Consider the following 21,309-nt stretch of genomic DNA (forward strand, 5'->3'; position numbering starts at 1 on the left):
CCCTGCTGCCGCCCGTAAAATCAGGGGCTTGCTCAACCACAGCAACCCACAAAGGACACCCATGAGCCCCGTAGTTCCCTCGATGGCCGACCGTGACGGCAAAATCTGGATGGACGGCCAAATGGTCGATTGGCGCGACGCCAAGATCCATGTGCTGACCCACACCCTGCACTACGGCTGCGGCGCCTTTGAAGGCGTGCGCGCCTACAACACCGTCAATGGCCCGGCGATCTTTCGCCTGCAGGAGCACACCGAGCGCCTGTTCAACAGCGCCAAGATCCTGCGCATGAAGATCCCGTTCACCCAGGAGGAGGTGAACGATGCGCAAAAAGCGGTCATCCGCGAAAACAAGCTCGAATCCGGCTACATCCGCCCCCTGACCTGGATTGGCGACAAAAAGCTGGGCGTCAGCCCCAAGGGCAACACCATCCACCTGATGGTGGCCGCCTGGGCCTGGGGCGCGTACCTGGGCGAAGAGGGTATGAAGCGCGGCATCCGCGTCAAGACCAGCAGTTACACGCGCCACCACGTCAACATCACCATGACGCAGGCCAAGGCGGTGAGCAACTACACCAACTCCATCCTGGCCAACATGGAAGCCACCGATGAGGGCTACGACGAAGCGCTGCTGCTCGACAGCTCGGGCTTCGTGTCCGAAGGTGCGGGCGAGAACATCTTTGTGGTCAAGAACGGCGTGATCTACACGCCCGACCTGTCGGCTGGGGCTCTGAACGGCATCACCCGCAACACCGTCTTTCATATCGCCAAGGACCTGGGCCTGGAGATCGTGCAAAAGCGCATCACGCGCGACGAGGTGTACATCGCCGATGAAGCCTTCTTCACCGGCACGGCGGCCGAAGTCACGCCCATCCGCGAGCTGGACCGCATTGAGCTGGGCAAGGGCAGCTACGTGGGCAGCCGTGGCCCCATCACCGAAAAAATCCAAACTGCGTTCTTTGACATCGTCAACGGCCGCAACCCCCAATACGCCCACTGGCTCACCAAGGTTTGATCATGTCGCAAGCAGTTATTGAAGTTCTGGCCAAGGATCTGAACGCCCAAGGCGGCGTGTTCTGCCCCAATCCCAAGGCCGACATGAAGCTCTGGAACAGCCACCCCAAGGTGTACCTGGACGTAGCCCACCACGGCGAGGGCAAGTGCCCCTATTGCGGCACGGTGTACCGCCTGAAGGCGGGCGAAGTCGTTCGCGCAGGGCACTGAGCTTGCAGCGGCGCAGCCGGCTGCCGGGGGCGCCATGCGGGTGATGCATTTCGTCACCGGGGGGTTCTCTGGCGCTACCCAGGTGGCGGTAGATCTGTGCCTGGCCGCCCGCAGTGCTGGGCAGGACGTGGTGCTGGTGCTGCGCCGCAAACGCCGCACCACGCTGCCGGACAAGGTGGAGGCCTTGCGCGCCCAGGGCCTGGACGTGCGCGTGGTGCCCGGCTGGACCCATTTCGCCACGGTGTGGGCCCTGCGCGCGCTGGCGTTGCAGTGGCGCCCTGACATCCTGGTCACCCATGGCTACAGCGAGCACCTGTGGGGCCGCTACGCAGGCCTGTGGGCCAAGGTGCCCCGCATGGTGCATGTAGAGCACAACTCGCGCGAGCGCTACACGCGCTGGCGCCTCAAGCAGGCGCTGTGGTTGGCCGAGCGCACGGCGGCCACGGTGGGCGTGTCCGAAGGCGTGCGTGAGCAACTGGTGGCGCGCGGATTTCCGGCAGAGCGCTGTGTGGCCATTCCCAACGGCATTGATCTGGATCGGTTCCCCGAGTCGGCCCTGGTGCCCTTTGCCGAGCGCGCGCCCGGCCTCGTGATGGCGGCCCGCTTTGCCCGCCAGAAGGACCATGCCACCCTGATTGAAGCAGCGGCCTTGCTTAAGGCCCAGGGCGTGACTGCCCCGGTGTACCTGGCCGGCGGCGGCAAGGCAGGCATTCAAAAGCGCATGCGCGCCCTGGCCGAGCAGCGTGGGGTGGCCGAACAGGTGCACTTTTTGGGCCCGGTGGCCGACCTGCCCCAGCGCCTGATGCAAAACCAGATTTTTGTGCTTGTCACCCACTACGAGGGCATGCCCCTGGCCTTGGTCGAAGGCATGGCCGCAGGCTGCGCTTGTGTGGCCTCGGATGTGGTGGGGGTACGTGGCGTGATGCAGTCCGGCCGCACCGGCCTGCTGGTGCCTGAGGGCGATGCCCCCGCCTTGGCGCAGGCGCTGGTGGGCTTGCTGGCCGACCCGGCCCGCGCAGCCCGCCTGGGCGAAGCGGCACGGGCGCAGGCCGTGCAGGAGTACAGCCTGGCAAAGATGCACACCCGCTACCAGCAACTGCTGGAGCGCGTGCATGCGCTTGGGACTCCCTGAGGCAGGTCCTCAGAGTTTGGGCAAACGACGGCGGTGCCAGGCATTGCCCACGGTCAGTGCCAGCTTCATCGTGAACTTGCGCCAGCGCTGGCCGGGGGTGAGGGTGTCGCGGGTGTCCCAGATGCTGCTGACCTCGCTGGTGTCGTCCAGGGCAATGGCCGAGGGCGAGACGCCCAGGATGCGCAGCTGATCGCATTCCCACCAAAAGCGCAGGTCCACATCGATAGGTCGGCCAAAGGGCTGGCGGTGGGCCAGCAGCTTGGCCGCACCGGCGCGGCTGACCACATAGCCCGCCGTCATGCTGGGCACGCGGCTGTAGTCCACCAGCGTGGTGCCTGGCACCAGGGGGCGTTCGGATCGCACCTTCTCGCGGTCGCGGCCCAGCAGTTTCACCATGTCCCAGGGCTCCGGCAGGGCAGCGATGGCGTTCACTACTTCGGCAAACTGGGGTGTCAGGCGCACGTCGTCCTCCAGCACCACCAGCGCGGGTGCGTCGCTGGCCAGCAGCTGTTGCCAGGCACCGATGTGGCTGGCGTAGCAGCCCTTTTCGCCATTGCGCAGGGGCTTGTAGTACTGGCGTGCATTCAAGGCGTCGCTGTACCAGCGGCTGGTTTGTTCGGGGGGCATGTCGGCCCACCACACCGCAGGAAAGCGCTCGCTGGGCATGTCGATGGACTGCAACTCGGCCAGCAGCCGCGTACGGCGCTCGGCGTCGCGGTCCAGGTTGATGAAGACGATGGGCAGGCTCATGGGTGCGCTCAGCCCAGCAGGCGGCTCCACCAGCGGCGCTTCTTTTTGACCGGGGTGCCTTGTTGCAGGGCAATGGCCGCTTCCAGGTAGCGGGCAAATTGCAAGGGGCGCTGTGCTATGGCGTCGTCGGCCACGGCCACCAGCAGTTGCTCGTACGCGGGCTCGCGCGACTCGAACAGGTGAAAGAAGTCGTTGTCACCGTAGAAGGTGCCAATGCCAAACACCCCTTCGTTGCCCAGTGCGAACTTGGAAATCAGCGTGGAGGTGGGCTTGTGCAGCACCAGCGGCACGCCCTGTTCGCGCGCCAGGGCGGACAGGCCTTCGGCCGCGTCAAAGGCCGACGATGATTTGAGGTCGGGGCTCCCCAGCCGCTCCCACACGCTTTTGCGAAACGCCATGAACATGGGGCCTGCATAGGTCTCGGTGGTTTTCTTGTGGTTGGAAAACTGCGACAGGCCGAAGATGGCGCCTTGCTCTGCGTGGGCCACGGCCAGGTCGTAGGCCGAGCGCTTGAGCGGGAAGGCGTCAATGTCGCAAAAGATGACGATGTCGTCGGATGCCATGCGCTCCACCACGCTGTTCATCCAGGTGCCATGGGGGATGCGGTGCGCAGATTCCTGCTGCAGCGGAACGTCCAGGGCGGCAAAAACTTCACGCTGCTTTTGCAGGATGACACTGGGGATGTTGTCCCAGTGCATGGTGTGAACGATAGGTTGGGGCATGGGCGCGAAGCACGCAGGCGCAGGGGCTGCCGCCGTGCAATGGATAATGTGAGGCTCTAATTATCGCGGCCTGGGCACCAGTGATGTGCTGGCCTGGTGTCAATGTTGTTGCCGTTGTGGCGACAAGGTCTATGCAGTATCCCCACGTTTTCCTGCGCTCGGCGGCTGTTTTCAGCGCCATCGCAGCCTTCTTTTCCATCCCGTGGACGCTTGCGGGGGCCAACATCTCGCTGCTGTGCCTGGTGCTTGCCTGGTTGCTGGCGGGCGACTGGCGCCAGCGTTGGGATGCTGCCCGCGGCAATGCCGTCTCCCTCCCATTGCTGGCCCTGTACGCCATCATTTTGCTGGGGGCTGTGTACACCACCGCCCCCTGGCGCGTGGTGCTGGACCACTGGCTCAAGTACGACAAGCTGCTGCTCATGGTCATCGCCATCTCGCTGCTGGCGCAGGATGAGAAAACCCGCGAGCGCTGCTGGACGGCTTTCACCATCGCCGCCCTGTTCACGTTGGCGAGCAGTTACCTCAGCATCTGGTGGCGGCTGCCCTGGTCGCGCGCCCAGACGCTGGGCTGGGGCGGCGACCATTCCGTGTTCAAGGACTACATCACCCAAAGTGTGCTGATGGCGCTGCTGATGCTGCGTGGCCTGTACTTGGCGCTGCGCGCCAACGTGGCTTGGCAGCGGGGTGCCTGGCTGGCCGTGGCAGCGCTGGCCTTTGTGTGCAACACCCAGCTGCTTTACGGGCGCACGGGCTATGTGGCCACGGCGGTGGCCGTGCTGGCCTTTGTCTTGGCGCTGGTGCCGGTGCGCCGGTGGTGGATGGCTCTGGCACTGGTCGCGGTGCTGCTGGCGGGCGCCGTGCTGCTGTCACCCACCATTGTTCCGCGTGTGGCACTGGGCCTGAAAGAGCTGGGCGAGGTGCCCGAGACCACGACCTCCATCGGGCCGCGCCTGTATTTCCTGCACTATGGGCTGGATCTGTTCTGGCAAAAGCCCTGGCTGGGTTGGGGCACCGGGGCTTACCACGGCGAGTTTTGCCGCATTGCCACCACGCCCGAGTGGTGCGCGGCGGGCTCGTTCCATCCGCACAACCAGTTCTTGTTTTTCATGATCGAGCACGGGATTCCGGGGCTGCTGGCCTTTGCGGCCGTGTTTGCTGCCGCCCTGTGGCAAGCCGCACGCATGGAGCGGCTGGACCGCGCCGTGGCTTTTGCCTTTGTGGGGGTGGCCTGCGTGGGTAGCCTCACGCACAGCGGCATCTGGCTGGCCAACGAAGGGCTGGCCTACAGCTTTGGCCTGGTGCTGGTGCTGACGGCGCCGCTGCGGCCGTGCGCCAAGGCGCAGGCTGGTGTGCCGGCCTGATTGGCCCGTCAGGCCCGCGCTGGGGCTGTGATGTGGTCGAACTGCTGCACCCAGTGTGCAAAGTCGTACGGCTGCAAGGCCCCAGGGGGCAGCGGCGGCATGGGGGCTTGCAAGAACGCGGGGAGGGCCTGGGGGTCATCCTGCCCCAGGATGAAAAAGCGTGCGGGGTTGTAAAACGGCAGCGTGCGCACGCATGGGTTGTTGGTGATGAGCTTCTTGTCAAAGAACAGCGCCTCCAGGCAGCGCACCGTCAGCCCGCTCTGGTTGGCCTGGGTGATCTCCAGCAGGCAGCGGGCGCGGTTGATGCTGTCGATGTTGCTGGGGTAGTCGATGCTGTGCGCCAGCACTTCCAGGCCGGGCACCGGAGCGTAGGTTTGGCCCGGCTCGGGCACCATGCGCAGGCAGGTGCGCAGGCCCAGGCTGTGCCATTGCTCGGCCAGCGTGCGCAGGGTCTCGAAACGGTGCTTGTCCTGCCCCAGAAAGTAGATGTCAAACGCCTCGGGCAGGGGTTGGCGCAAACCCTCGACAGACCGGTACACCTGCTGCGTGAGCGTGAGGCCGTAGCGCTGCGCATCGCCCGGGTCGAACGTGAAGATGTGAAACCCCAGCCCCTTGAGCTGCTGGATGTGCAACTGCCGCACCCGGTGGTTTTGCTGGTAGTCGATGACCGGGTTCCAGGTGAACACCGCGATGCGCCGGGTGCGCAGGTACTTGCGCAGAATGCGCAGGTCCTTGATGTTCTCGATCCCGAAAATCAGCACCGGCGCTTGCTCAGGAATGGCCTGCAGCGCCTGCAGGTAAGCTTCAGGAAATGGGCGAAACCCCGGCAGCCGAAACGGGCACCATGCGTCCAGCGCCTTCAGCAGTGAATAGGCCACGCCCTTGATGCGCTTGGGGTGCGTCAGCACACCGGCCCGTTGCGCGGGGGGCAGGCTGTCGAGCAAAAACTCCGTCAGCGTGAAAGGGTTGGCGATGATGTGGGGCATGGGCAATCGGGGTTCGGGCCGATTGTAGGCAGGGGCACGCAGGCTGCGGCCTTGCACCCCGCGTGCCCTCGGGCTTTCGCTCGGCAGCGTGCTCAGTGCGCCGTGGCTGCGCTGAGCTGCCTGCAAGCCGCCCGCCATTCCTCGGCCAGTGTTGCCACCAGCTGGGCTGCAGGCTGGGGCCGCACGGCTGCCACCCCCTGGCCAGCCCACAGCGACAAATGGCTGGAGCGGCCCTGGGCGGCTGCGGCGCGGCGCAGGGCGCCGGTCAGCGCGTTTTGCACGGGGTAGGCCGGCACATTCGCCTCGTCGGCCGCCATGGCTTGCATCATGGGGTTGACGATGCCGCGCGCGGGGCGGCCTGAGAAGATGCGGGTCAGCCGCGTGTCGGTGTCCTTGGCCTGCACCAGGGCCTGGCGGTAGGCGGGGCTGATGCTGGACTCGGGGCAGGTCAAAAAGGCCGTGCCCATCTGCACTGCTTGCGCGCCCAGGGCCTGGGCGGCGGCAATGCCGCGCCCGTCCATGATGCCGCCCGCTGCAATCACCGGGATGTCCAGCGCATCCACGCACTGGGGCACCAGCGCCAGGGTGCCCACCAGGCTTGATTGGAAATCGCCCAAAAACGTGCCCCGGTGGCCCCCGGCTTCCATGCCGCTGGCGCACACCGCATCGGCCCCCACTGCAGCCCAGGCCTGGGCCTCGGCCACCGTGGTGGCGGTGCCCACCACCAGGCTGCCTACCGCTTGCAGGCGCGCCACTTGCGCGGCGGTCAGGATGCCAAAGGTGAAGCTGGCCACCGCCGGGCGCTGCGCCACCAGGGCGTCCAGCTGGGCGCCAAAGTCTTCGCACCACTGCGCGGGCACCTCGGGCGTGAGGCCCAGCTCGGCATACAACGGCGCCAGGCGCTGCAGCGCGGCCTGCACTGTGGCTGCATCGGGGGTGGGGGTGGCTTGCACAAAGAGGTTCATGCCAAAGGGCCGGTCCGTCAACTGGCGTACGGCGGCCGCAGCCTCGGCCATGGCGGTAGGCGAGCGCATGCCGCAGCCCAGCATGCCCAGCCCGCCCGCAGCCGATACGGCGGCGGCCAGCGCGGGGCTGTCAGCCCCCGTCATGGGGCCCTGGACGATGGGCAGGGTGATGGGCAGGCGCTGCAAAAGTGAATAGCTCATGGGTGCGGGCTCCATTTCAGGTCGGGGAAATCCAGGTGGGCACGGCGGGGCCATGGCCTTGACGCAGGCTGAACAAGGTGTCCAGCAGGGCGTCGAGCGCGGGCGACTGGTAGCCGCGCCGGCGCACCAGCACGGTATCGCAGTGCTGCAGCGGCACCAGGCGCAGTGCGGGGGGATCACGCATCAGGTCCCACACGGCCTGGGGCACTACGCCCGCGCAGCGGCCTGCGGCCACGCAGGCCAGGATGGCGTGGTACGACGCCAGCTCGAGCACCTTGGGGGGCTTGCCTGTGCCTATGGATTGGGCCTTGCCAGGGGCCTGCTGCATCCAGGCCTCGCCCAGGTGGCGGTAGGTGCAGCCGGTGCCGAAGGCTGCCAGCGTGTGCAACTGCAGATCGGCCGGGCTGTGCACTGGCGGGTGGTCGGCGGGCAGGGCCAACAGCAAAGACTCCTGGTACACCGTGGTGCGTTCCAGCGGGGCATCGGGCGCCAGCCCCTGCAAAGGCCAGGCTACCAGGGCAGCGTCCAGGGTGTGGGCCAGCACCTGCTCTGCCAGGGGGGCGGAGGCGCCGGTGGTCAGCTCCAGCTCCACCTCGGGCCACTGCGCGTGCAGCCGTGCCAGGGGCTGCGGCAGGCGTGCTGCGGCGGTGCTTTCCATGGCGCCCAGGCGCAGGCGTCCGCTGGGGTGGGTGGGGTGCACCGCCTGGCGGGCCTCTTCGGCCAGCGCCAGCAGGCGGTCGGCATAGCCGCGCAGCGATTCACCCGCAGGCGTCAGCAGCATGCGCCGCCCTTCGCGCAAAAACAGCAGAGCGCCCAGTTGCTCCTCCAGTTGCTGAACGCGCGTGGTCACGTTGGACTGCACGCGGCCCAGCCGCTCGGCCGCCCGGGTCACGCTGCCTTCGGCGGCGACGGCGCGAAAGATTTCCAGTGCAGCAAGGTCCATGAATATTCTCTTTGTGAGATGATTTATAAAAAATAAATCTCAATTCAGAATAATACGCCAGGTGGCCGCCACTGCTCAGCAGGCGCTCTCTGGTGGCCTGGAACCTGCCCTCATGTCCTCTTCTGCCTCGGCCTCTTCGTCTGCCTCCGTCGCCCTGTTTGACCGCCCCTACACCGTGGCCCTGGCGGGCATGGCAGCGCTGGCGGCGGCCATGGGCATTGGCCGCTTTGCCTTTACCCCGCTGCTGCCCATGATGCTGCACGACGGGGTCGTGTCGCTGGCCGGTGGCAGCTGGTTGGCCACGGCCAACTATGTGGGCTACCTGCTGGGGGCGCTGGCCTGCATGGCCTTCCCGTGGGTGGCGCCGCGTGCGCGCCAGCGCTGGCATGCGGCGCGGCTGGCGCGCTGGGGGTTACTGGCCACGGTGGTGTTGACGCTGGGCATGGCCTTGCCTTGGCCGTGGGCTTGGCCTGCGCTGCGCTTTGCCGCAGGGGTGGCCAGCGCCCTGGTGTTTTTGAACGTCTCGGCCTGGTGCATGTTGCGCTTGGTGGCGCTGGGGCAGCCCGCGCTCGGGGGCTTCATTTTTTGTGGGCCGGGGCTGGGCATTGCGCTCACGGGCTTGTCGGCCAGCGCCATGGTGGCCTGGCACTGGCCCGCAGCGGCGGGCTGGGCTGTGTTTGGCCTGCTGTGCGTGGGGCTGTGCGCCTTGGTGTGGCCGGTGCTGCAGGGCTTGCCCCAGCCCAACGCGGCCAGCACGCAGGCCCCTTTGGCTGCGCCCGCCGGGCTGGGGGTGGCGGCCCGCAGCCTGCTCACGCTGGCCTACGGGTTGGCGGGGCTGGGGTACATCGTCACGGCCACGTTTTTGCCGGTGATTGCGCGCTCTGCCTTACCTGCAGGTTCGCCTTGGCCTGATTTGTTCTGGCCGCTGTTTGGCGCGGGTGTCGCCATGGGCGCGGCGCTATCGACACGCACTCCCGCGCGGTGGGACAGGCGCTGGCTGCTGTTGGGAGCCTATGTGATGCAGGCAGCCGCCATTGCCTTGACCCTGGTGTGGCCCGGCGCCGCAGGGTTTGCGCTGGGCAGCTGGCTGCTGGGGCTGCCCTTCACGGCCATCACCTTTTATGCCCTGCAAGAGGCACGCCGGGTGTGGCCTGCGGCGGGGGACAGCTTTACCGGCCTGCTGACGGCTGCTTATGGCGTGGGGCAGATTGCAGGCCCACCCATGGTGGCGTGGCTGCTGCACGGCGCCGCTACGCAGGGGCAAGGGTTTGCGCAGGGGCTGGGGGCCGCTGCCGGGGCACTGGTGCTGGGGGCGGTGCTGTATGCCGCCATGGTGTGGCGCTGGCCCTTGAAGCCCCCTGGCCTTTGAACTCACTATGGCGTGTGAGGCCCGGCAACGGGCTGCGCCAGCGGCAGCCGCAGCACAAAGCAGGCACCGCCGCCTGCGTGGTCTTCGCAGTGCACGGTGCCGTTGTGGCGCCCGGCAATCGACCGCACCAGTGCCAGCCCCAGGCCCACGCCGCCCGAGCGTTCGCTGGCGCCGGGCAGGCGGTAAAACGGCTCGAAGATGCGTTCGCGCTGCGCAGGTGGCACACCGGGGCCCCGGTCGCACACGCGCACTTCGGCCATGCCGCCGGCGCGTTGCACCACCACGGTGATCTCGCCCGTGCTGTAGCGGCGGGCGTTCTCCAGCAGGTTGCGGATGGCGCGGCGCAGCAGTTTGGAGATGCCGTGCGCCTCCAGCCCCTCGGGCACGGCGCTCACGTCCAGGTCGGCGTCCACGCGGGCGCATTCCTCGGCGGCCAGGCCGATCAGGTCCACCTCTTCCACGGTGCCCACATCGGCCTCGCGGGCGTCCAGGCGGCTGGCCAGCAGGATTTCGTCCACCAGCTGGTCCAGCTCGGCAATGTTGCGCAAGATTTCTGCGCGGAAGGCGGGCGAGGGCTGGTCGCCCCCCATCAGCTCCAGCCCCATGCGGATGCGGGTGAGGGGTGAGCGCAACTCATGCGAGGCATTGGCCAGCAGCGACTTGTGCGACTTGACCAGGGTCTCGACCCGTGCGGCCGCCGCATTGAACTGACGGGCCAGGTCGGCCACCTCGTCTTGCCCGGTCTCGGGCACGCGCACTGACAGGTCGCCTTCGCCAAACTTTTTCACGCTGCGCTGCAAGGCCTCCAGCCGCAGGGTCAGGCGGCGGATGACGGGGTACACGCCCAGCGCGGCCGCCAGGCCCATGATGGCCAGCATCCAGACGAAGCCAAACGGGGGGCGCAGCCAGAAGGCGCGGTCTGCCCCTCCGGGTGGGCCACCTGGTGGGCCGGGCGGGCCCACGGCGCGCCGCCGCTCGCCGCCGCGTTCATCGGCGCGCTCGCCTCGCCGGTCTTCACGCGGGGGCTTGGGTCCCAGCTCCAGGGTGAACTTCTCGCCGTTGTCCGTTTCAATGCGGAAGTCGATGCCTTCACCCGGCGGGCCGGGCTCGCGCACCGCATAGCCGCGCATCACGGTCTGCCCGTCGGCGCTGCGCAGCAGCAACTCCCGTCCGTGCGGTGCGGGCTGCGCCATGTTGCCTTCTTCCACCGCCACCCGCCAGGCCCAGCCCACGGCCAGCGTCAGCACGGCCATGCCGGCCACCACGGCCAGCCAGATGCGCAGGGACAGGCGCTGGGCAAACGGGTTAGAGAGCTTCACGGCGGGGCTCAGTCCTGCTGTTTGGCAAACACATAGCCCACGCCGCGCACGGTGAGGATGCGGCGGGGGTTCTTGGCGTCTTGCTCGATGGCGGCGCGGATGCGACCCATGTGCACGTCGATGGAGCGGTCAAACGCATCCAGCTCGCGGCCGCGCACGGCTTCCATGATCTGGTCGCGCGTCAGCACGCGGCCTGCGCGTTCGGCCAGGGCCACCAGCAGGTCGAACTGGTACGAGGTCAGGTCGGCCACTTGCCCTCCCACGGTGACGGTGCGCGAGTCGCGATCGATCTCCAGCGAGCCAAAGCGCAGCGCCTGCGTGGCGGCTGCGGCACCACCGTCGGTGCGGCGGCGCAAGATGGCGCGGATGCGCGCCAGCAGCTCGCGGGGCTCAAACGGCTTGGGCAGATAGTCGTCGGCGCCCAGCTCCAGACCGATGATGCGGTCCATCGGGTCGCCCTTGGCGGTGAGCATCAGCACCGGCACCTGTGCGGCAGAGCCCTGCAGCGAGCGGATGCGGCGGCAGACCTCCAGCCCGTCCATGTCGGGCAGCATCAGGTCCAGGATGACCAGGTCGGGCAGGGCGCCTGCCTCGGGGCCCTGCAACTGGGCCAGGCCGCTTTTGCCATCGGCCCGGTGCGTCACATGCAGGCCCGACTGGCCCAGGTACTCACCCACCATCTCTGCGAGGCGGGTGTCGTCTTCGATCATCAGCAGTTGCGAGCTCATGGATTCAGTGTAGTGGTGGTCTGCGGCACGCGCCCAGGCGCGCCAGCTCACTCTATCGTGCCCCGCAGGCGTGCAGTGCGCTTGTCGCTTGTGTAAAGCTGCCGTAAATGCCCGTGGCGGTTTGGCAAATATTTGCTATATAAATCATAGCTGCTAGCGCTTTTGTATCAAGCGCTAGGTGCCGTTTTTATGCTGGATGCCAGCCACACCAGCAGCAGCACCGGTAGCCCCAGCAGAGCGGTGGATTTGAAGAACTGCGCATAGCCATAGGCGTTGACAAAGTCGCCCGAGAAGCCCGCCAGAAACTTGGGCAGCAGCAGCATCATGGAGCTGAACAGCGCGTACTGCGTGGCCGAGTAGCTCACGTTGGTCAGGCTGGAGAGGTAGGCGATGAACGCGGCCGAGGCCACGCCGCCCGCCAGGTTGTCGGCCGAGACCACCGCAATCAGCGCTGTCACGTCATGCCCATGCCCGGCCAGCCAGGCAAACAACAAATTGCTGGCGGCGCTGAGAATGGCCCCCAGCATCAGGATGCGCATCACCCCAAAACGCATCGACAGCACCCCGCCCACAAAGGCGCCCAGCAGCGTCATCACCACGCCGTAGATTTTGGTGACGGTGGCAACTTCGGCCTTGGTGTAGCCCATGTCCACGTAAAACGGGTTGGCCATGATGCCCATGACCACGTCGCTGATGCGGTAGATGGCGATGAGCGCCAGGATGAGCGCCGCATGCCAGCCATAGCGGCGCAAGAAGTCGGCAAATGGCTCCACCACCGCGCCTTGCAGCCACACGGCCAGGTTTTTGGCGGGGGGCAGTTGCACGCGGGCGGGCTCGCTGGAGAACAGCACCGTCACCATGCCCACCACCATCGACACCGCCATCACCAGGTAGGCCATCATCCAGGCGTGGTTCTGGTAGCTGGCGGCCTGGCCCAGTGCGGGCAGCACTTCCGAGCGGTCGGCAATCCACAGCACCCCGGCGCCCGCCCAGATCATGGCCAGCCGGTAGCCCGTCTGGTACGACGCGGCCAGCGCCGCCTGGTGGTTGGCGTCGGCCGATTCAATGCGAAAGGCATCGAGCGCAATGTCCTGCGTGGCCGAGCCAAAGGCCACGGCCAGCGCGCACCACACGATGGGGCCCAGTGCATCGCGCGGGTCGCACACGGCCATGCCCACCAGCCCGCCAACGACCAGGCACTGCGACAGCAGCAACCAACTGCGCCGCCGCCCCAGCCAGCGGGTCAGCAGCGGAATCGGTAGCCGGTCTACCAGCGGCGCCCATACCCACTTGAAGCCATAGGCCAGGCCCACCCAGCTCAGGTAGCCAATGGTGCTGCGGTCAATGCCCGCCTCGCGCAGCCGAAAGCTCAGCGTGCCCAACACCAGTAATAGCGGCAGCCCCGCAGAAAACCCCAGCGTCAGCATGCGCAGGCTGGCGGGCTCCAGGTACACGCGCAGGGTTTGCAGCCAGCTGGGGCGTGGTGGGGCGGGTTGTGCGGATGGGGTGGTGCTGGAAGCGGGAGGGGTGGCGTCTGACATGGGTGGGTGCGGGTTTTTGTCTATTATTCCTGCATGTGCTTTTTGTGCCCCACCCCCTTTGGTTCTGCCCCTGTGGCGCCGTCGTCCCCCTGGTCGGCGCGCCGCGCCTTCTTGCTGGCGGCGGGCAGTGCAGCGGCCGTGCCCGCCCTGGCCCAGGTGGACGTGGGATCGGCCTCCACCCTGCGCAAGCTGGTGCCCGCCGAAACGCTGGAGCGCTCGGCCGCGCAGCAATACCAGCAGATGCTGGAGCAGGCCCGCGCCAAGCGCGCCCTGGCGCCGCCAGAACACCCCCAGCTGCAGCGCCTGCATGCCATTGCCAAGCGCCTCATTCCGTTTGCCATGCCCTGGAACGACCGCTCGCGCCAGTGGCGCTGGGAGGTGAACCTGATCGGCAGCCAGCAGATCAACGCCTTTTGCATGCCCGGCGGCAAAATTGCCTTCTACACCGGCATTCTCGACAAACTGCAGCTCAGCGACGACGAAGCCGCCATGATCATGGGCCACGAAATGGCCCATGCCCTGCGCGAGCATGCCCGCGAACGGCTGGCCAAGACGCAGGCCACCAACCTGGGCGTGCGCTTGGGCGCACAGCTGCTGGGCCTGGGTGACCTGGGCAACGCCGCAGCGGGCTTGGGCGCGCAGCTGCTTACGCTCAAGTTCAGCCGCTCTGATGAAACCGATGCCGACTTGGTCGGGCTGGAGCTGGCCGCCCGCGCGGGCTACCAACCCGACGCTGCCGTGAGCCTGTGGCAAAAGATGGGCAAGGCCTCGGGCAGCCAGCAGGCGGGGCTGGCGTTCTTGTCCACGCACCCCTCGGGGCCGGACCGCATCCGCGAGCTGCAGCAAAACGTGCCCAAGGTGCAGGGGCTGTACCAGGCTGCGAACAAGCCGGGCTAAGAACCTGTTCCAAGGCCCTCAGCCCAAGTCCACGCTCACGCAGTTGCGCCCGGCGCGCTTGCTGGCATACAAAGCCCGGTCGGCGCGGGCGGTGGCCGCTTTCAGGTCCTGGGTGCCCTGCACCTGGGTCACCCCAAACGACAGCGTTACCTGCAGCGGCGCGCTGCCTTCGCCTAGCTCCAGCGTGGTGGCCTGCACCGCCTGGCGAATGCGATCTGCCACCTCTTGCGCTGCGCCAGCGGTGCTGCACGGCATCAGCGTTAAAAACTCCTCACCGCCCCAGCGGGCCAGCAAATCGCCTTCGCGCAGGTTGCGGCTCATGATCTGGGCCACCGCTTGCAGCACCTGGTCGCCCACCGCATGGCCGTGGGTGTCGTTCACCTGCTTGAAATGGTCCACATCGCAAAGCAGCAGCGCCACCGGCTCGCGCGTGCGCTGGCACAGGGCCAACGCGTGCTGCGCCTGGGTCTGGAAGTGGCTGCGGTTGTACAGGCCCGTGAGCCCGTCCAGCGTGGCCTGCTTGAGTAAGCGGCCCTCGGCAATCAGGATGGTGCGGCGGTAGTACCCCGCCAGCGCGGCCGACAGGGCAAACGCAATGCAGATGTGGATCCAGTTGACGATTTGCATGCCATGGCCCTGCAGCGGGTCGAGCGGACCCAGGTGGTCGCACAGCGCCCGCAGGCCCACGTAATACGCCAGCAGCGCCACCACAATCGGCACCGCATACCGCCCCGCGTTGGCAATCACGATGGCCGGGACGAACAGCAGCAGGTAGTAGTGAAAGCCGCTGTCCCAGCCAATCAGCAGCGACCCCAGGGCCGAGTGGCCGATGACCTCGGCCCAGATCAGCACCAGCCCCGGCACATTGCGCCGCCGCTGGATGAGCGCATACGCCCCCAGGTACAGCGCAATGCTGCCCAGGTTCACCAGCGCCAGCGGCACCGAGCCCAACCACAGGAACAGGCCGATGTAGCCCAGGTCAATGCATGCCGCCGTCAGCGCCACCCGCTGCACCATGGCCCAGTAGGCCTTGCCCGCCAGGCTGGAGCCGCGCGGGGCAATGGGGCGGGGAGGCTTGTGGGGCTGCGTTGGCATGGATCAGGGCGGGCAGTGGGCTGTCAGCGCCTGCAGTGCAGGCCAAAGCAATGGGGGTGAGTGGTTTACAAAGTGATACATCGTAACCACTGCGGCGCCTGCCAGTCGCCCCAAACAGGCCGGGGTAAACCCGCCAGTTCTCGCCAGTGGCCTGTCTGGGCGCGGCAGTAAGACCCTGGGGGATGGGCGTCGGGAGCTTGCTGTCTGATATTTGCTATTGATTTTATAGCTGTTAGCGCTCTTCCAGAAAGCGCTAGAGGCGTATTTGGTTTAAAGAGTACGGCGTTTGCCTAGCCCGCCTCCTGCACAGGCTGCCACAGCACTGGCACAGGGCTCTTGCGCGAGAACAGCTCCACATGCGCGTCGATGGCGAACTGCACACGGGCCAGCAGCTCGGCGTCGGCGGCGGTGCAGTCAAAGTGCAACGCGGCGTCGTCAGCCTGCAGCACGCACAGGCCCCAGGGAAAGTGGGCCTCGCCCCGATGGGTGTCGTAGTACACCGTGATCTTGCGGGTGAAGTGGTAGCACAGGCGCTGCAAGTAGCGGCTGGCTTCGGGGGTGGGCACATGGCCTTGTCGTCGCAGCATGGTGGGTGGGGGTGTCGTTGCAGAAAAGCCAGGGTGTGGGTGCTGGCGGTCAGCCCGCATCCACTGGCAGCGCGGCGTCCGCCAGCACCAGCAGGTGGCCCTGGCTGCAACGCTCTACGCGGGCCTGCACGCCGTAGGCCTGGCGCAGCAGATCGGGTGTGAGCACCTGGGCCGGGTCGCCCTGGGCCCGCACGGTGCCCCCGCCCAGCACCAGCACGCGTTGGCAAAACCGCAGGGCCAGGTTCAGGTCGTGCACGGCCACCAGGCCCACACTGCCTTGCTGCTGCACGCGCTGGCGCACGGCTTGCAGCACCTGCAGCTGCCAGCGCAAGTCGAGCGCGCTGGTGGGCTCGTCCAGCAGCAGCAGGCGCGGCGCGCGCACCAGCACCTGGGCCAGCCCCACCATTTGCCGCTGCCCGCCCGAGAGTTCATCCAGCCGCCGCAGTGCCAGCGCCTGCAAGCCCAGCTCGGCCACCACGGCTTCGATGGCGGCCTCGCGCTGGGCGGCGCTCCAGGCGTCCCGGCTGGCACGCAGGGCGCTGTGCCAGGCCTCGTAGGCCATCAGCGACGAGCTTTGTGGCAGCGCCTGCGGCAGGTAGCCCACGGTGCGTAGCCGCTCGCGCGGGGGCAAGGTGGCCAGGGCCATGCCGTCCAGCGTGATCCGCCCCTGCATGGGCCGTAGCCCGGCAATGGCCTTGAGCAGGGTGGATTTGCCCACCGCGTTGGGCCCCACCACGGCCACCAGGGTGCCGGGGGGCACGGCGGGCAGGTCCACGCCGTGCAGCACCGGGCGGCCTGTGTAACCGGCGGTGAGTTGGTTGATGCTCAGGCCTGTTGTCATATCAAGCCTTCATGGCGTTGTGCGCCCTTAGGGGGCTTCATACGGTTCTCCGCTGGCGCAGCACCAGCGCCATGAACAGCGGCACGCCCACCAGCGCGGTGATGATGCCGATGGGCAGCACCACGCCGGGAATCAGCGCCTTGCTAAGGATGGACGCCAGCGACAGCATGAGCGCCCCGGCCAGCGCGCTGCCGGGCAGGTAGTAACGGTGGTCCTCGCCCAGCAGCATGCGGGCCATATGGGGGCCTACCAGGCCCACAAAGCCGATGGTGCCCACGAACGACAGGGCCGTGGCGGCCAGCAGGCTCACGCGCAGCAGCGTCAGCATGCGCAGGCGCTCCACCGGCACACCAAAGCTGCGGGCCTGGTCCTCGCCCGCACGCAGCGCCGTCAGCGCCCAGGCCTGGCGGGCCGACCACAGCAGGCACAGCGCCAGCACGCTGCCCACGATGGCGATCTTGACCCAGGTGGCCCGACCCAGGCTGCCCATGCTCCAGAACACGATTTGCTGCAGCGCATTGCTATCGGCCACGTACTGCAGCAGCCACAGCAGGGCCTCAAAGCTGAACAGCAGCGCAATGCCGAACAGCACCACCGTCTCCACACTCGCACCCTGGCGCCAGGCCAGCCACTGAATGAGGCCCGTGGCGCAGGCCGCCCCGGCAAAGGCGCACAGCGGCACGGCCATGTTCTCGCCCCATGCGATCAGGCTCAGCCCGCCCACCACCGCACCCGATGCCCCCACGGCCGCGGCGGCCGACACCCCCAGGGTGAAGGGGCTGGCCAGCGGGTTGTTCAGTGCGGTCTGCATCTCGCCCCCGGCCAGGCCCAGGCTGGCACCCACCAGCACGGCCATTACCGCATAGGGCAGGCGCACCTCCCACAGGATCACCTGCTGTACGGCGGGCAGGCTTTGCGGCGCCCACAGGCCGCGCAGCACATCGGCCAAAGCAAACGTGGACGGGCCCAGCGCCACATCAACCGCCACGCTGGTGGCCAGCACGGCGGCCAACGCAGCCAAAAGCCAGCAGCGCAGGCGCACCAGGCTGCGGTAACGCTGGTGCAGCGAAGCGCGGGATTCGGGCGGTATGGCGGGGCGGGCGGGCAGCGGCTGCGCGGCAGGCAGTACGGGCTGGCGGGCGGAAAAGGTCATTCAAACAGAGGGGATCAACGTCACAAAAGGAACCCACGGGGCGACTGGGCCAGTGCCAGGGCGTCGATGAGTGCGGGGGCCATCACAGCGCCGTGGTCCAGCCCGGGCAGCACGCCCAGTTGCACTTGCAGCTCGGACCAGTGCAGTTCGGCGAGGGCATCGGTCAGCTGGTGGATGCGCTCCCACATGCGCCGCTCTTGCAGCACGGCAGCGCGGGCCGCGTTGGGTGCGGCCTCGGCCCGCTCCAGCGCGCCCAGGCGCAGTTGCAACTGCGCCTGGAAGGCACGCGGTGGCGGCGTGTGGCGCTGCGCAAAGGCCTGCGCGGTTTGCATCACCTGCCCCTGGTTCCACCACACCGAGGGGCTGGCGGCTGCATAGCGGGTGAACTGCTGTGGCCGCGTGAACAGCGCATGCAGCACCAGCAGCCCGCCAAACGAATGACCGAACAGGGTTTGCCGCTGCGGGTCGATGGCAAAGCGCTGGGCCAGATGCGGCTGCACCTGGTGCGTAATGAAGTCCAGCAACCGGTCGGCCCCACCGGCCTGCGGCGTGGGGCTCTGGCCTGCGGCGGGCGGGGTGTAGTCGCGCTGGCGTGCGGGCTGGTCGTAGGGGGCATCGCCGGGGTGGCCAATCCCCACCACCACAGCGCTGCTCTGGTTCCCACGCATATCGGCGGGGCGGCCTGCGCTGTTGCGCGCCAGCTGCGCAGCCATGGCAAAGCAGGCGTTGCCGTCCAGTACATACAGCACCGGGTGGCCAGTGGCGGGCACAGGGCCTTGTGGGCCTTGCGGGGCTTGCACCCACACGCGCCAGGTCAGGCCGCTCGCGGGATCGGTCCAGTCGCGCTGGGTGGCGCCGGGTAGGTGGGCGGCCTGTTCAGCGCCCTGGGTTGCAGCCCGATGTGTGGGGCCCGCGCAGCCCGCCAGCCACAGGCCGGAGGCGGCCGTTGCGGCCAGGGCCGTGCGGCGAGGCATGGGGGATGGCATCACAGGCCCGTCCAGTACACGCCCTGCAGCGGGATGGGCTGGTGGCGCGCGTACAACGCCTTCAGCGTGGCCTGTGGGTCCAGGTCGGCAAACAACTCGGGGTAGAGCCACTTGGCCATTACCTGCACGGCCACCACGTTAAAGGGCGAGTTGTAGTAGTGGTGCCAGATGGCGTAGGCCCGGCCCTGCTGTACCGCCTGCAGCGCGTTGATGCCGCGCCGCTGGTTGGCCCGGGCCAGCGACTGGCGGGCGGCCTCGGGCGTGGCGTCGGCGCCCAGCACAATGCGCTGCGCACCCTTTTGCGCATCGCCCATGTTGCCAATGCCGGTGCCGATGTAGATGCGTGGCTGCTGGGCCAGCAGCAGCTCGGGGTTGAGCGTGCCGTGCTCGCCGGGGATCAGCCCCTTGGCCACGTTCTTGCCGCCCGCTGCGTCCAGCAGCATGCCCACCAGCCCCACCATGGTGGCGCAGCATTCATCGGCCAGGCCCACGCGGTTTTCCAGGAACACGGTGGGGGCCGCCGTGCCTGCGGGCAGCGTGCGTAGGCGCGACTGCACGCGTTCGAGCTCGGCCTTCCAGGTGGCCACGAAGGCATCTGCCTCCTTGCGCTTGCCCAGCACCTGGCCCAGCAGCTCCAGGCTGCGCGGTGTGTTGCGCAAGGGGTCGTGGCGGAAGTCGATGAACACCACAGCCACGCCAGCAGCTTCGAGTCGGGCCAGCGTTTCGCGGTGACTCTGGCTGGGGCCGTGGCCGCTGCCCAGGCCCAGGATGGCGACTTGCGGGCGCAGGGCGATGGCCTGCTCGTCGCTGAAGCTGCCGCTGCTGTTGCGGCCCACGTGGGTCACTTTGTCCAGTTGTGGAAAGCGCTGGCGCCACTGCTGGTAGCCGGGTGCGTCCAGGCTTTCGAAGTCGCCCATCATGCCTACCAGGCGGCGCGGCAGCTCGTTCTGCTCCAGGATGGCCAGGGCGGGCAGCAGGCGGCCCTCGCCCAGCAGGATGCGGTCCACCTGCGCGGGCACCGTGACCGTGCGGCCCGCCAGGTCGGTAACGGTGATGGACGCCGGTGGGGCAGAGAGGGCCGGGGTGCACCACAGCAGCGCGGCGGCGCAGGCCGCGCCCGCGCGGGCGGCCAGTCGGGTCAAGAAATGCATGGATAGAAGCGCTGGAGAAGGGACGTAAAAATCTCTGAAATCGTCTATTTATTGAGAATCATTTGTATTTATTATCCAATGTTGCTAGCATTCCATGGCCGCTGGCTGGCCGTGTTTGCGCCAGCAACGAATACCTTTGCTGTATCTGCAGGGCCGTCGCCAGCGCCTGCTTCCTTACCCGCTTGCCCATGTCTGCCTGCCCCTTTCCTGCCGCCGCCGTCAGCCCCTTGCATGTGACGTCGTCTGCGCCTGCGTCGGATGCGATGCAGGAGGCGCTGCGCAGCCACCTGGCGCGTTTGCGCGTGCTGCGCCCCGGCCTGCACATGCATGCCGATGACCGCGTGGACGCGCAAGACTTCACGGCCAGCGGTGAGCTGGATGCCGGGCTGCGCATCGTGGTGCTGCTGGAGGGCATGGTGGACGTGAGCTATGGCCCGCGCCGCGTGGCGCTGACCTCGTGCGATGGCGTGCCAGGGCGCGCACGCGCTGGTGGCGGGCGCAGTGCCGTGGTGCCGCGCGCACTCATGGTGTCGGTGGCCCAGCCCGAGCGCTTTGAGCGCCGTGCCCGGCGCGGCGCCTATGCCCGGCGGGTGAGCGTGGGCGTGGGGGCCGAGTGGCTGGAGCAATTGGCCAGCGCGTCGGCCCCTGGCATGGCGGCTGTGGACGCATTTCGCCGCCAGCATCTGGCCATGCACCACTGGCAACCATCAACGCGCATCACCGCGCTGGCCGAGCAAATCACCCGCGCGCCCGACATGAGCGCGCCGCTGCTGCACCTGTACCTGGAAAGCCGCGCCCTGGAGTTGGTGGGCGAAGCACTGGCCAGCCTGGCCCAACATGCCCCGGGCCCAGCCCCCGCGCCGGTGCCTGCGCCCGCCCCGCCCGATGCGGCGCTGCGCTTGCTGCCGCAAGAGCACCGCCGCATCCAGGCGCTGCACGCCTACCTGCAGCGCGACGAAGCCATGGACGCATCGCTGGACGACCTGGCCCGCCAGGCGGGCACCAACGCCACCACCTTGCAACGGCATTTTCGGGCGGTGTATGGCACCACGGTGTTCGACTTTGTGCGCGAGAACCGCTTGCAGCGCGCTCGCCGCTCGCTAGAGCAAGACGGCCTGACCGTAGGCCAGGCCGCACTGCTGGCGGGCTACAACAGCGCCGCCAACTTTGCTACCGCCTACCGCCGCCGCTTCGGCATGCCGCCAAAGCTGGCGCGGGCAAGGCTGTGAAGCCGGTCAGAGAGTTCCTTGCCAACCAAGTCTGGGGCAGCCAAACTGAGCGCGGCGGGCGATCTTTCGCGGAGAAAGCCTTAGACAGATGCCTCTGGCGACTCACCAAACGCCTGATGTGGCACAGATGTG

At 67.7% G+C, this 21,309-nt stretch carries 21 protein-coding genes; 7 read left to right on the forward strand and 14 right to left on the reverse strand.

The window, feature by feature from the left end:
* Window positions 1-61: 61 nt before the first annotated feature.
* Genes CLU86_RS19205 through CLU86_RS19215 form a run of 3 tightly spaced genes read left to right on the forward strand, consistent with a single transcriptional unit; the run spans window position 62 to window position 2,353 of the window.
* The gene (locus CLU86_RS19205) at window positions 62-1,012 is read left to right on the forward strand and encodes a branched-chain amino acid transaminase (protein WP_099742751.1); all 951 of its coding nucleotides are present in this window, start codon (window positions 62-64) and stop codon (window positions 1,010-1,012) included.
* Between the two features lie 2 nt (window positions 1,013-1,014).
* The gene (locus CLU86_RS19210) at window positions 1,015-1,221 is read left to right on the forward strand and encodes a zinc-finger domain-containing protein (protein WP_099657511.1); all 207 of its coding nucleotides are present in this window, start codon (window positions 1,015-1,017) and stop codon (window positions 1,219-1,221) included.
* A 34-nt stretch (window positions 1,222-1,255) separates the two neighbouring features.
* Window positions 1,256-2,353 carry a glycosyltransferase gene (locus CLU86_RS19215; RefSeq protein WP_099742752.1) on the forward strand — a complete coding sequence of 366 codons (1,098 nt, stop codon included), beginning with the start codon at window positions 1,256-1,258 and terminating at the stop codon, window positions 2,351-2,353.
* Between the two features lie 9 nt (window positions 2,354-2,362).
* Here the strand turns inward: CLU86_RS19215 and CLU86_RS19220 are convergent, their stop codons facing one another.
* Together CLU86_RS19220 and CLU86_RS19225 are read right to left on the reverse strand one after the other, a co-directional pair.
* Window positions 2,363-3,103 carry a glycosyltransferase family 25 protein gene (locus CLU86_RS19220; RefSeq protein ID WP_099742753.1) on the reverse strand — a complete coding sequence of 247 codons (741 nt, stop codon included), beginning with the start codon at window positions 3,101-3,103 and terminating at the stop codon, window positions 2,363-2,365.
* A gap of 8 nt (window positions 3,104-3,111) precedes the next feature.
* Entirely contained in the window at window positions 3,112-3,801 is a 690-nt protein-coding gene (locus tag CLU86_RS19225; protein ID WP_099742754.1) for a hypothetical protein, read from the reverse strand.
* A 155-nt stretch (window positions 3,802-3,956) separates the two neighbouring features.
* On the opposite strand from CLU86_RS19225, the gene CLU86_RS19230 reads away from it, so the two are divergent.
* Window positions 3,957-5,186: an O-antigen ligase gene (locus CLU86_RS19230; RefSeq protein ID WP_158236357.1), complete on the forward strand. Its 1,230-nt coding sequence runs from the start codon at window positions 3,957-3,959 to the stop codon at window positions 5,184-5,186.
* Window positions 5,187-5,194: 8 nt separating this feature from the next.
* On the opposite strand, the gene CLU86_RS19235 is transcribed toward CLU86_RS19230, so the two are convergent.
* The 3 genes from CLU86_RS19235 to CLU86_RS19245 form a co-directional block, all read right to left on the reverse strand.
* A complete protein-coding gene (locus tag CLU86_RS19235) occupies window positions 5,195-6,172 on the reverse strand; it encodes a hypothetical protein (RefSeq protein WP_099657515.1) in 978 nt (325 codons plus the stop codon).
* 92 nt (window positions 6,173-6,264) lie between these two features.
* The gene (locus tag CLU86_RS19240; protein ID WP_099743712.1) at window positions 6,265-7,338 is read right to left on the reverse strand and encodes a nitronate monooxygenase family protein; all 1,074 of its coding nucleotides are present in this window, start codon (window positions 7,336-7,338) and stop codon (window positions 6,265-6,267) included.
* A 16-nt stretch (window positions 7,339-7,354) separates the two neighbouring features.
* Complete coding sequence (locus CLU86_RS19245; RefSeq protein WP_099742757.1) at window positions 7,355-8,281, reverse strand: LysR family transcriptional regulator; 927 nt, start codon at window positions 8,279-8,281, stop codon at window positions 7,355-7,357.
* 112 nt (window positions 8,282-8,393) lie between these two features.
* Here CLU86_RS19245 and CLU86_RS19250 point away from each other — a divergent pair, with 112 nt between their 5' ends.
* On the forward strand, window positions 8,394-9,650 hold the full coding sequence (locus tag CLU86_RS19250; protein WP_099743713.1) for a YbfB/YjiJ family MFS transporter: 1,257 nt from the start codon (window positions 8,394-8,396) through the stop codon (window positions 9,648-9,650).
* A gap of 5 nt (window positions 9,651-9,655) precedes the next feature.
* Here CLU86_RS19250 and CLU86_RS19255 read toward each other — a convergent pair whose 3' ends face one another.
* The 3 genes from CLU86_RS19255 to CLU86_RS19265 all read right to left on the reverse strand — a co-directional run bounded on the left by CLU86_RS19255 (window position 9,656) and on the right by CLU86_RS19265 (window position 13,238).
* A complete protein-coding gene (locus CLU86_RS19255; RefSeq protein WP_099742758.1) occupies window positions 9,656-10,969 on the reverse strand; it encodes an ATP-binding protein in 1,314 nt (437 codons plus the stop codon).
* A gap of 8 nt (window positions 10,970-10,977) precedes the next feature.
* Window positions 10,978-11,697: a response regulator transcription factor gene (locus tag CLU86_RS19260; RefSeq protein ID WP_099743714.1), complete on the reverse strand. Its 720-nt coding sequence runs from the start codon at window positions 11,695-11,697 to the stop codon at window positions 10,978-10,980.
* 167 nt (window positions 11,698-11,864) lie between these two features.
* On the reverse strand, window positions 11,865-13,238 hold the full coding sequence (locus CLU86_RS19265; protein ID WP_099742759.1) for an AmpG family muropeptide MFS transporter: 1,374 nt from the start codon (window positions 13,236-13,238) through the stop codon (window positions 11,865-11,867).
* A 33-nt stretch (window positions 13,239-13,271) separates the two neighbouring features.
* Between CLU86_RS19265 and CLU86_RS19270 the strand changes: the two genes are divergently transcribed.
* Entirely contained in the window at window positions 13,272-14,135 is an 864-nt protein-coding gene (locus CLU86_RS19270) for a M48 family metallopeptidase (protein ID WP_099742760.1), read from the forward strand.
* Window positions 14,136-14,153: 18 nt separating this feature from the next.
* Here the strand turns inward: CLU86_RS19270 and CLU86_RS19275 are convergent, their stop codons facing one another.
* From CLU86_RS19275 to CLU86_RS19300, 6 genes are all read right to left on the reverse strand, one after another.
* Window positions 14,154-15,230 (reverse strand): diguanylate cyclase, encoded by a 1,077-nt coding sequence (locus CLU86_RS19275; RefSeq protein ID WP_099742761.1) that lies wholly within the window; start codon window positions 15,228-15,230, stop codon window positions 14,154-14,156.
* 290 nt (window positions 15,231-15,520) lie between these two features.
* Window positions 15,521-15,817 (reverse strand): DUF2218 domain-containing protein, encoded by a 297-nt coding sequence (locus CLU86_RS19280; RefSeq protein WP_099742762.1) that lies wholly within the window; start codon window positions 15,815-15,817, stop codon window positions 15,521-15,523.
* 49 nt (window positions 15,818-15,866) lie between these two features.
* Entirely contained in the window at window positions 15,867-16,658 is a 792-nt protein-coding gene (locus CLU86_RS19285) for an ABC transporter ATP-binding protein (RefSeq protein WP_099742763.1), read from the reverse strand.
* Window positions 16,659-16,695: 37 nt separating this feature from the next.
* The gene (locus CLU86_RS19290; RefSeq protein ID WP_099742764.1) at window positions 16,696-17,811 is read right to left on the reverse strand and encodes an iron ABC transporter permease; all 1,116 of its coding nucleotides are present in this window, start codon (window positions 17,809-17,811) and stop codon (window positions 16,696-16,698) included.
* 20 nt (window positions 17,812-17,831) lie between these two features.
* The gene (locus tag CLU86_RS19295; RefSeq protein WP_099742765.1) at window positions 17,832-18,797 is read right to left on the reverse strand and encodes an alpha/beta hydrolase; all 966 of its coding nucleotides are present in this window, start codon (window positions 18,795-18,797) and stop codon (window positions 17,832-17,834) included.
* Window positions 18,797-19,948: an ABC transporter substrate-binding protein gene (locus CLU86_RS19300; protein ID WP_099742766.1), complete on the reverse strand. Its 1,152-nt coding sequence runs from the start codon at window positions 19,946-19,948 to the stop codon at window positions 18,797-18,799. The genes CLU86_RS19295 and CLU86_RS19300 overlap by 1 nt, the downstream gene beginning before the upstream one ends.
* 188 nt (window positions 19,949-20,136) lie before the next feature.
* Here CLU86_RS19300 and CLU86_RS19305 point away from each other — a divergent pair, with 188 nt between their 5' ends.
* Complete coding sequence (locus CLU86_RS19305; protein ID WP_233195121.1) at window positions 20,137-21,177, forward strand: helix-turn-helix transcriptional regulator; 1,041 nt, start codon at window positions 20,137-20,139, stop codon at window positions 21,175-21,177.
* The last annotated feature ends 132 nt before the right edge of the window (window positions 21,178-21,309 follow it).

This window comes from Acidovorax sp. 62 (assembly GCF_002754495.1).
In the GTDB taxonomy this organism is placed as follows: Bacteria; Pseudomonadota; Gammaproteobacteria; order Burkholderiales; family Burkholderiaceae_C; genus Acidovorax.

Excerpts from the sequence above, each read along its gene's own strand:
- CLU86_RS19205 (WP_099742751.1), top strand. The coding sequence starts at position 62 with ATGAGCCCCGTAGTTCCCTCGATGGCCGACCGTGACGGCAAAATCTGG.
- CLU86_RS19210 (WP_099657511.1), top strand. The coding sequence starts at position 1,015 with ATGTCGCAAGCAGTTATTGAAGTTCTGGCCAAGGATCTGAACGCCCAA.
- CLU86_RS19215 (WP_099742752.1), top strand. The coding sequence starts at position 1,256 with ATGCGGGTGATGCATTTCGTCACCGGGGGGTTCTCTGGCGCTACCCAG.
- CLU86_RS19220 (WP_099742753.1), bottom strand. The coding sequence starts at position 3,103 with ATGAGCCTGCCCATCGTCTTCATCAACCTGGACCGCGACGCCGAGCGC.
- CLU86_RS19225 (WP_099742754.1), bottom strand. The coding sequence starts at position 3,801 with ATGCACTGGGACAACATCCCCAGTGTCATCCTGCAAAAGCAGCGTGAA.
- CLU86_RS19230 (WP_158236357.1), top strand. The coding sequence starts at position 3,957 with ATGCAGTATCCCCACGTTTTCCTGCGCTCGGCGGCTGTTTTCAGCGCC.
- CLU86_RS19235 (WP_099657515.1), bottom strand. The coding sequence starts at position 6,172 with ATGCCCCACATCATCGCCAACCCTTTCACGCTGACGGAGTTTTTGCTC.
- CLU86_RS19240 (WP_099743712.1), bottom strand. The coding sequence starts at position 7,338 with ATGAGCTATTCACTTTTGCAGCGCCTGCCCATCACCCTGCCCATCGTC.
- CLU86_RS19245 (WP_099742757.1), bottom strand. The coding sequence starts at position 8,281 with ATGGACCTTGCTGCACTGGAAATCTTTCGCGCCGTCGCCGCCGAAGGC.
- CLU86_RS19250 (WP_099743713.1), top strand. The coding sequence starts at position 8,394 with ATGTCCTCTTCTGCCTCGGCCTCTTCGTCTGCCTCCGTCGCCCTGTTT.
- CLU86_RS19260 (WP_099743714.1), bottom strand. The coding sequence starts at position 11,697 with ATGAGCTCGCAACTGCTGATGATCGAAGACGACACCCGCCTCGCAGAG.
- CLU86_RS19265 (WP_099742759.1), bottom strand. The coding sequence starts at position 13,238 with ATGTCAGACGCCACCCCTCCCGCTTCCAGCACCACCCCATCCGCACAA.
- CLU86_RS19270 (WP_099742760.1), top strand. The coding sequence starts at position 13,272 with ATGTGCTTTTTGTGCCCCACCCCCTTTGGTTCTGCCCCTGTGGCGCCG.
- CLU86_RS19275 (WP_099742761.1), bottom strand. The coding sequence starts at position 15,230 with ATGCCAACGCAGCCCCACAAGCCTCCCCGCCCCATTGCCCCGCGCGGC.
- CLU86_RS19280 (WP_099742762.1), bottom strand. The coding sequence starts at position 15,817 with ATGCTGCGACGACAAGGCCATGTGCCCACCCCCGAAGCCAGCCGCTAC.
- CLU86_RS19285 (WP_099742763.1), bottom strand. The coding sequence starts at position 16,658 with ATGACAACAGGCCTGAGCATCAACCAACTCACCGCCGGTTACACAGGC.
- CLU86_RS19290 (WP_099742764.1), bottom strand. The coding sequence starts at position 17,811 with ATGACCTTTTCCGCCCGCCAGCCCGTACTGCCTGCCGCGCAGCCGCTG.
- CLU86_RS19295 (WP_099742765.1), bottom strand. The coding sequence starts at position 18,797 with ATGCCATCCCCCATGCCTCGCCGCACGGCCCTGGCCGCAACGGCCGCC.
- CLU86_RS19300 (WP_099742766.1), bottom strand. The coding sequence starts at position 19,948 with ATGCATTTCTTGACCCGACTGGCCGCCCGCGCGGGCGCGGCCTGCGCC.
- CLU86_RS19305 (WP_233195121.1), top strand. The coding sequence starts at position 20,137 with ATGTCTGCCTGCCCCTTTCCTGCCGCCGCCGTCAGCCCCTTGCATGTG.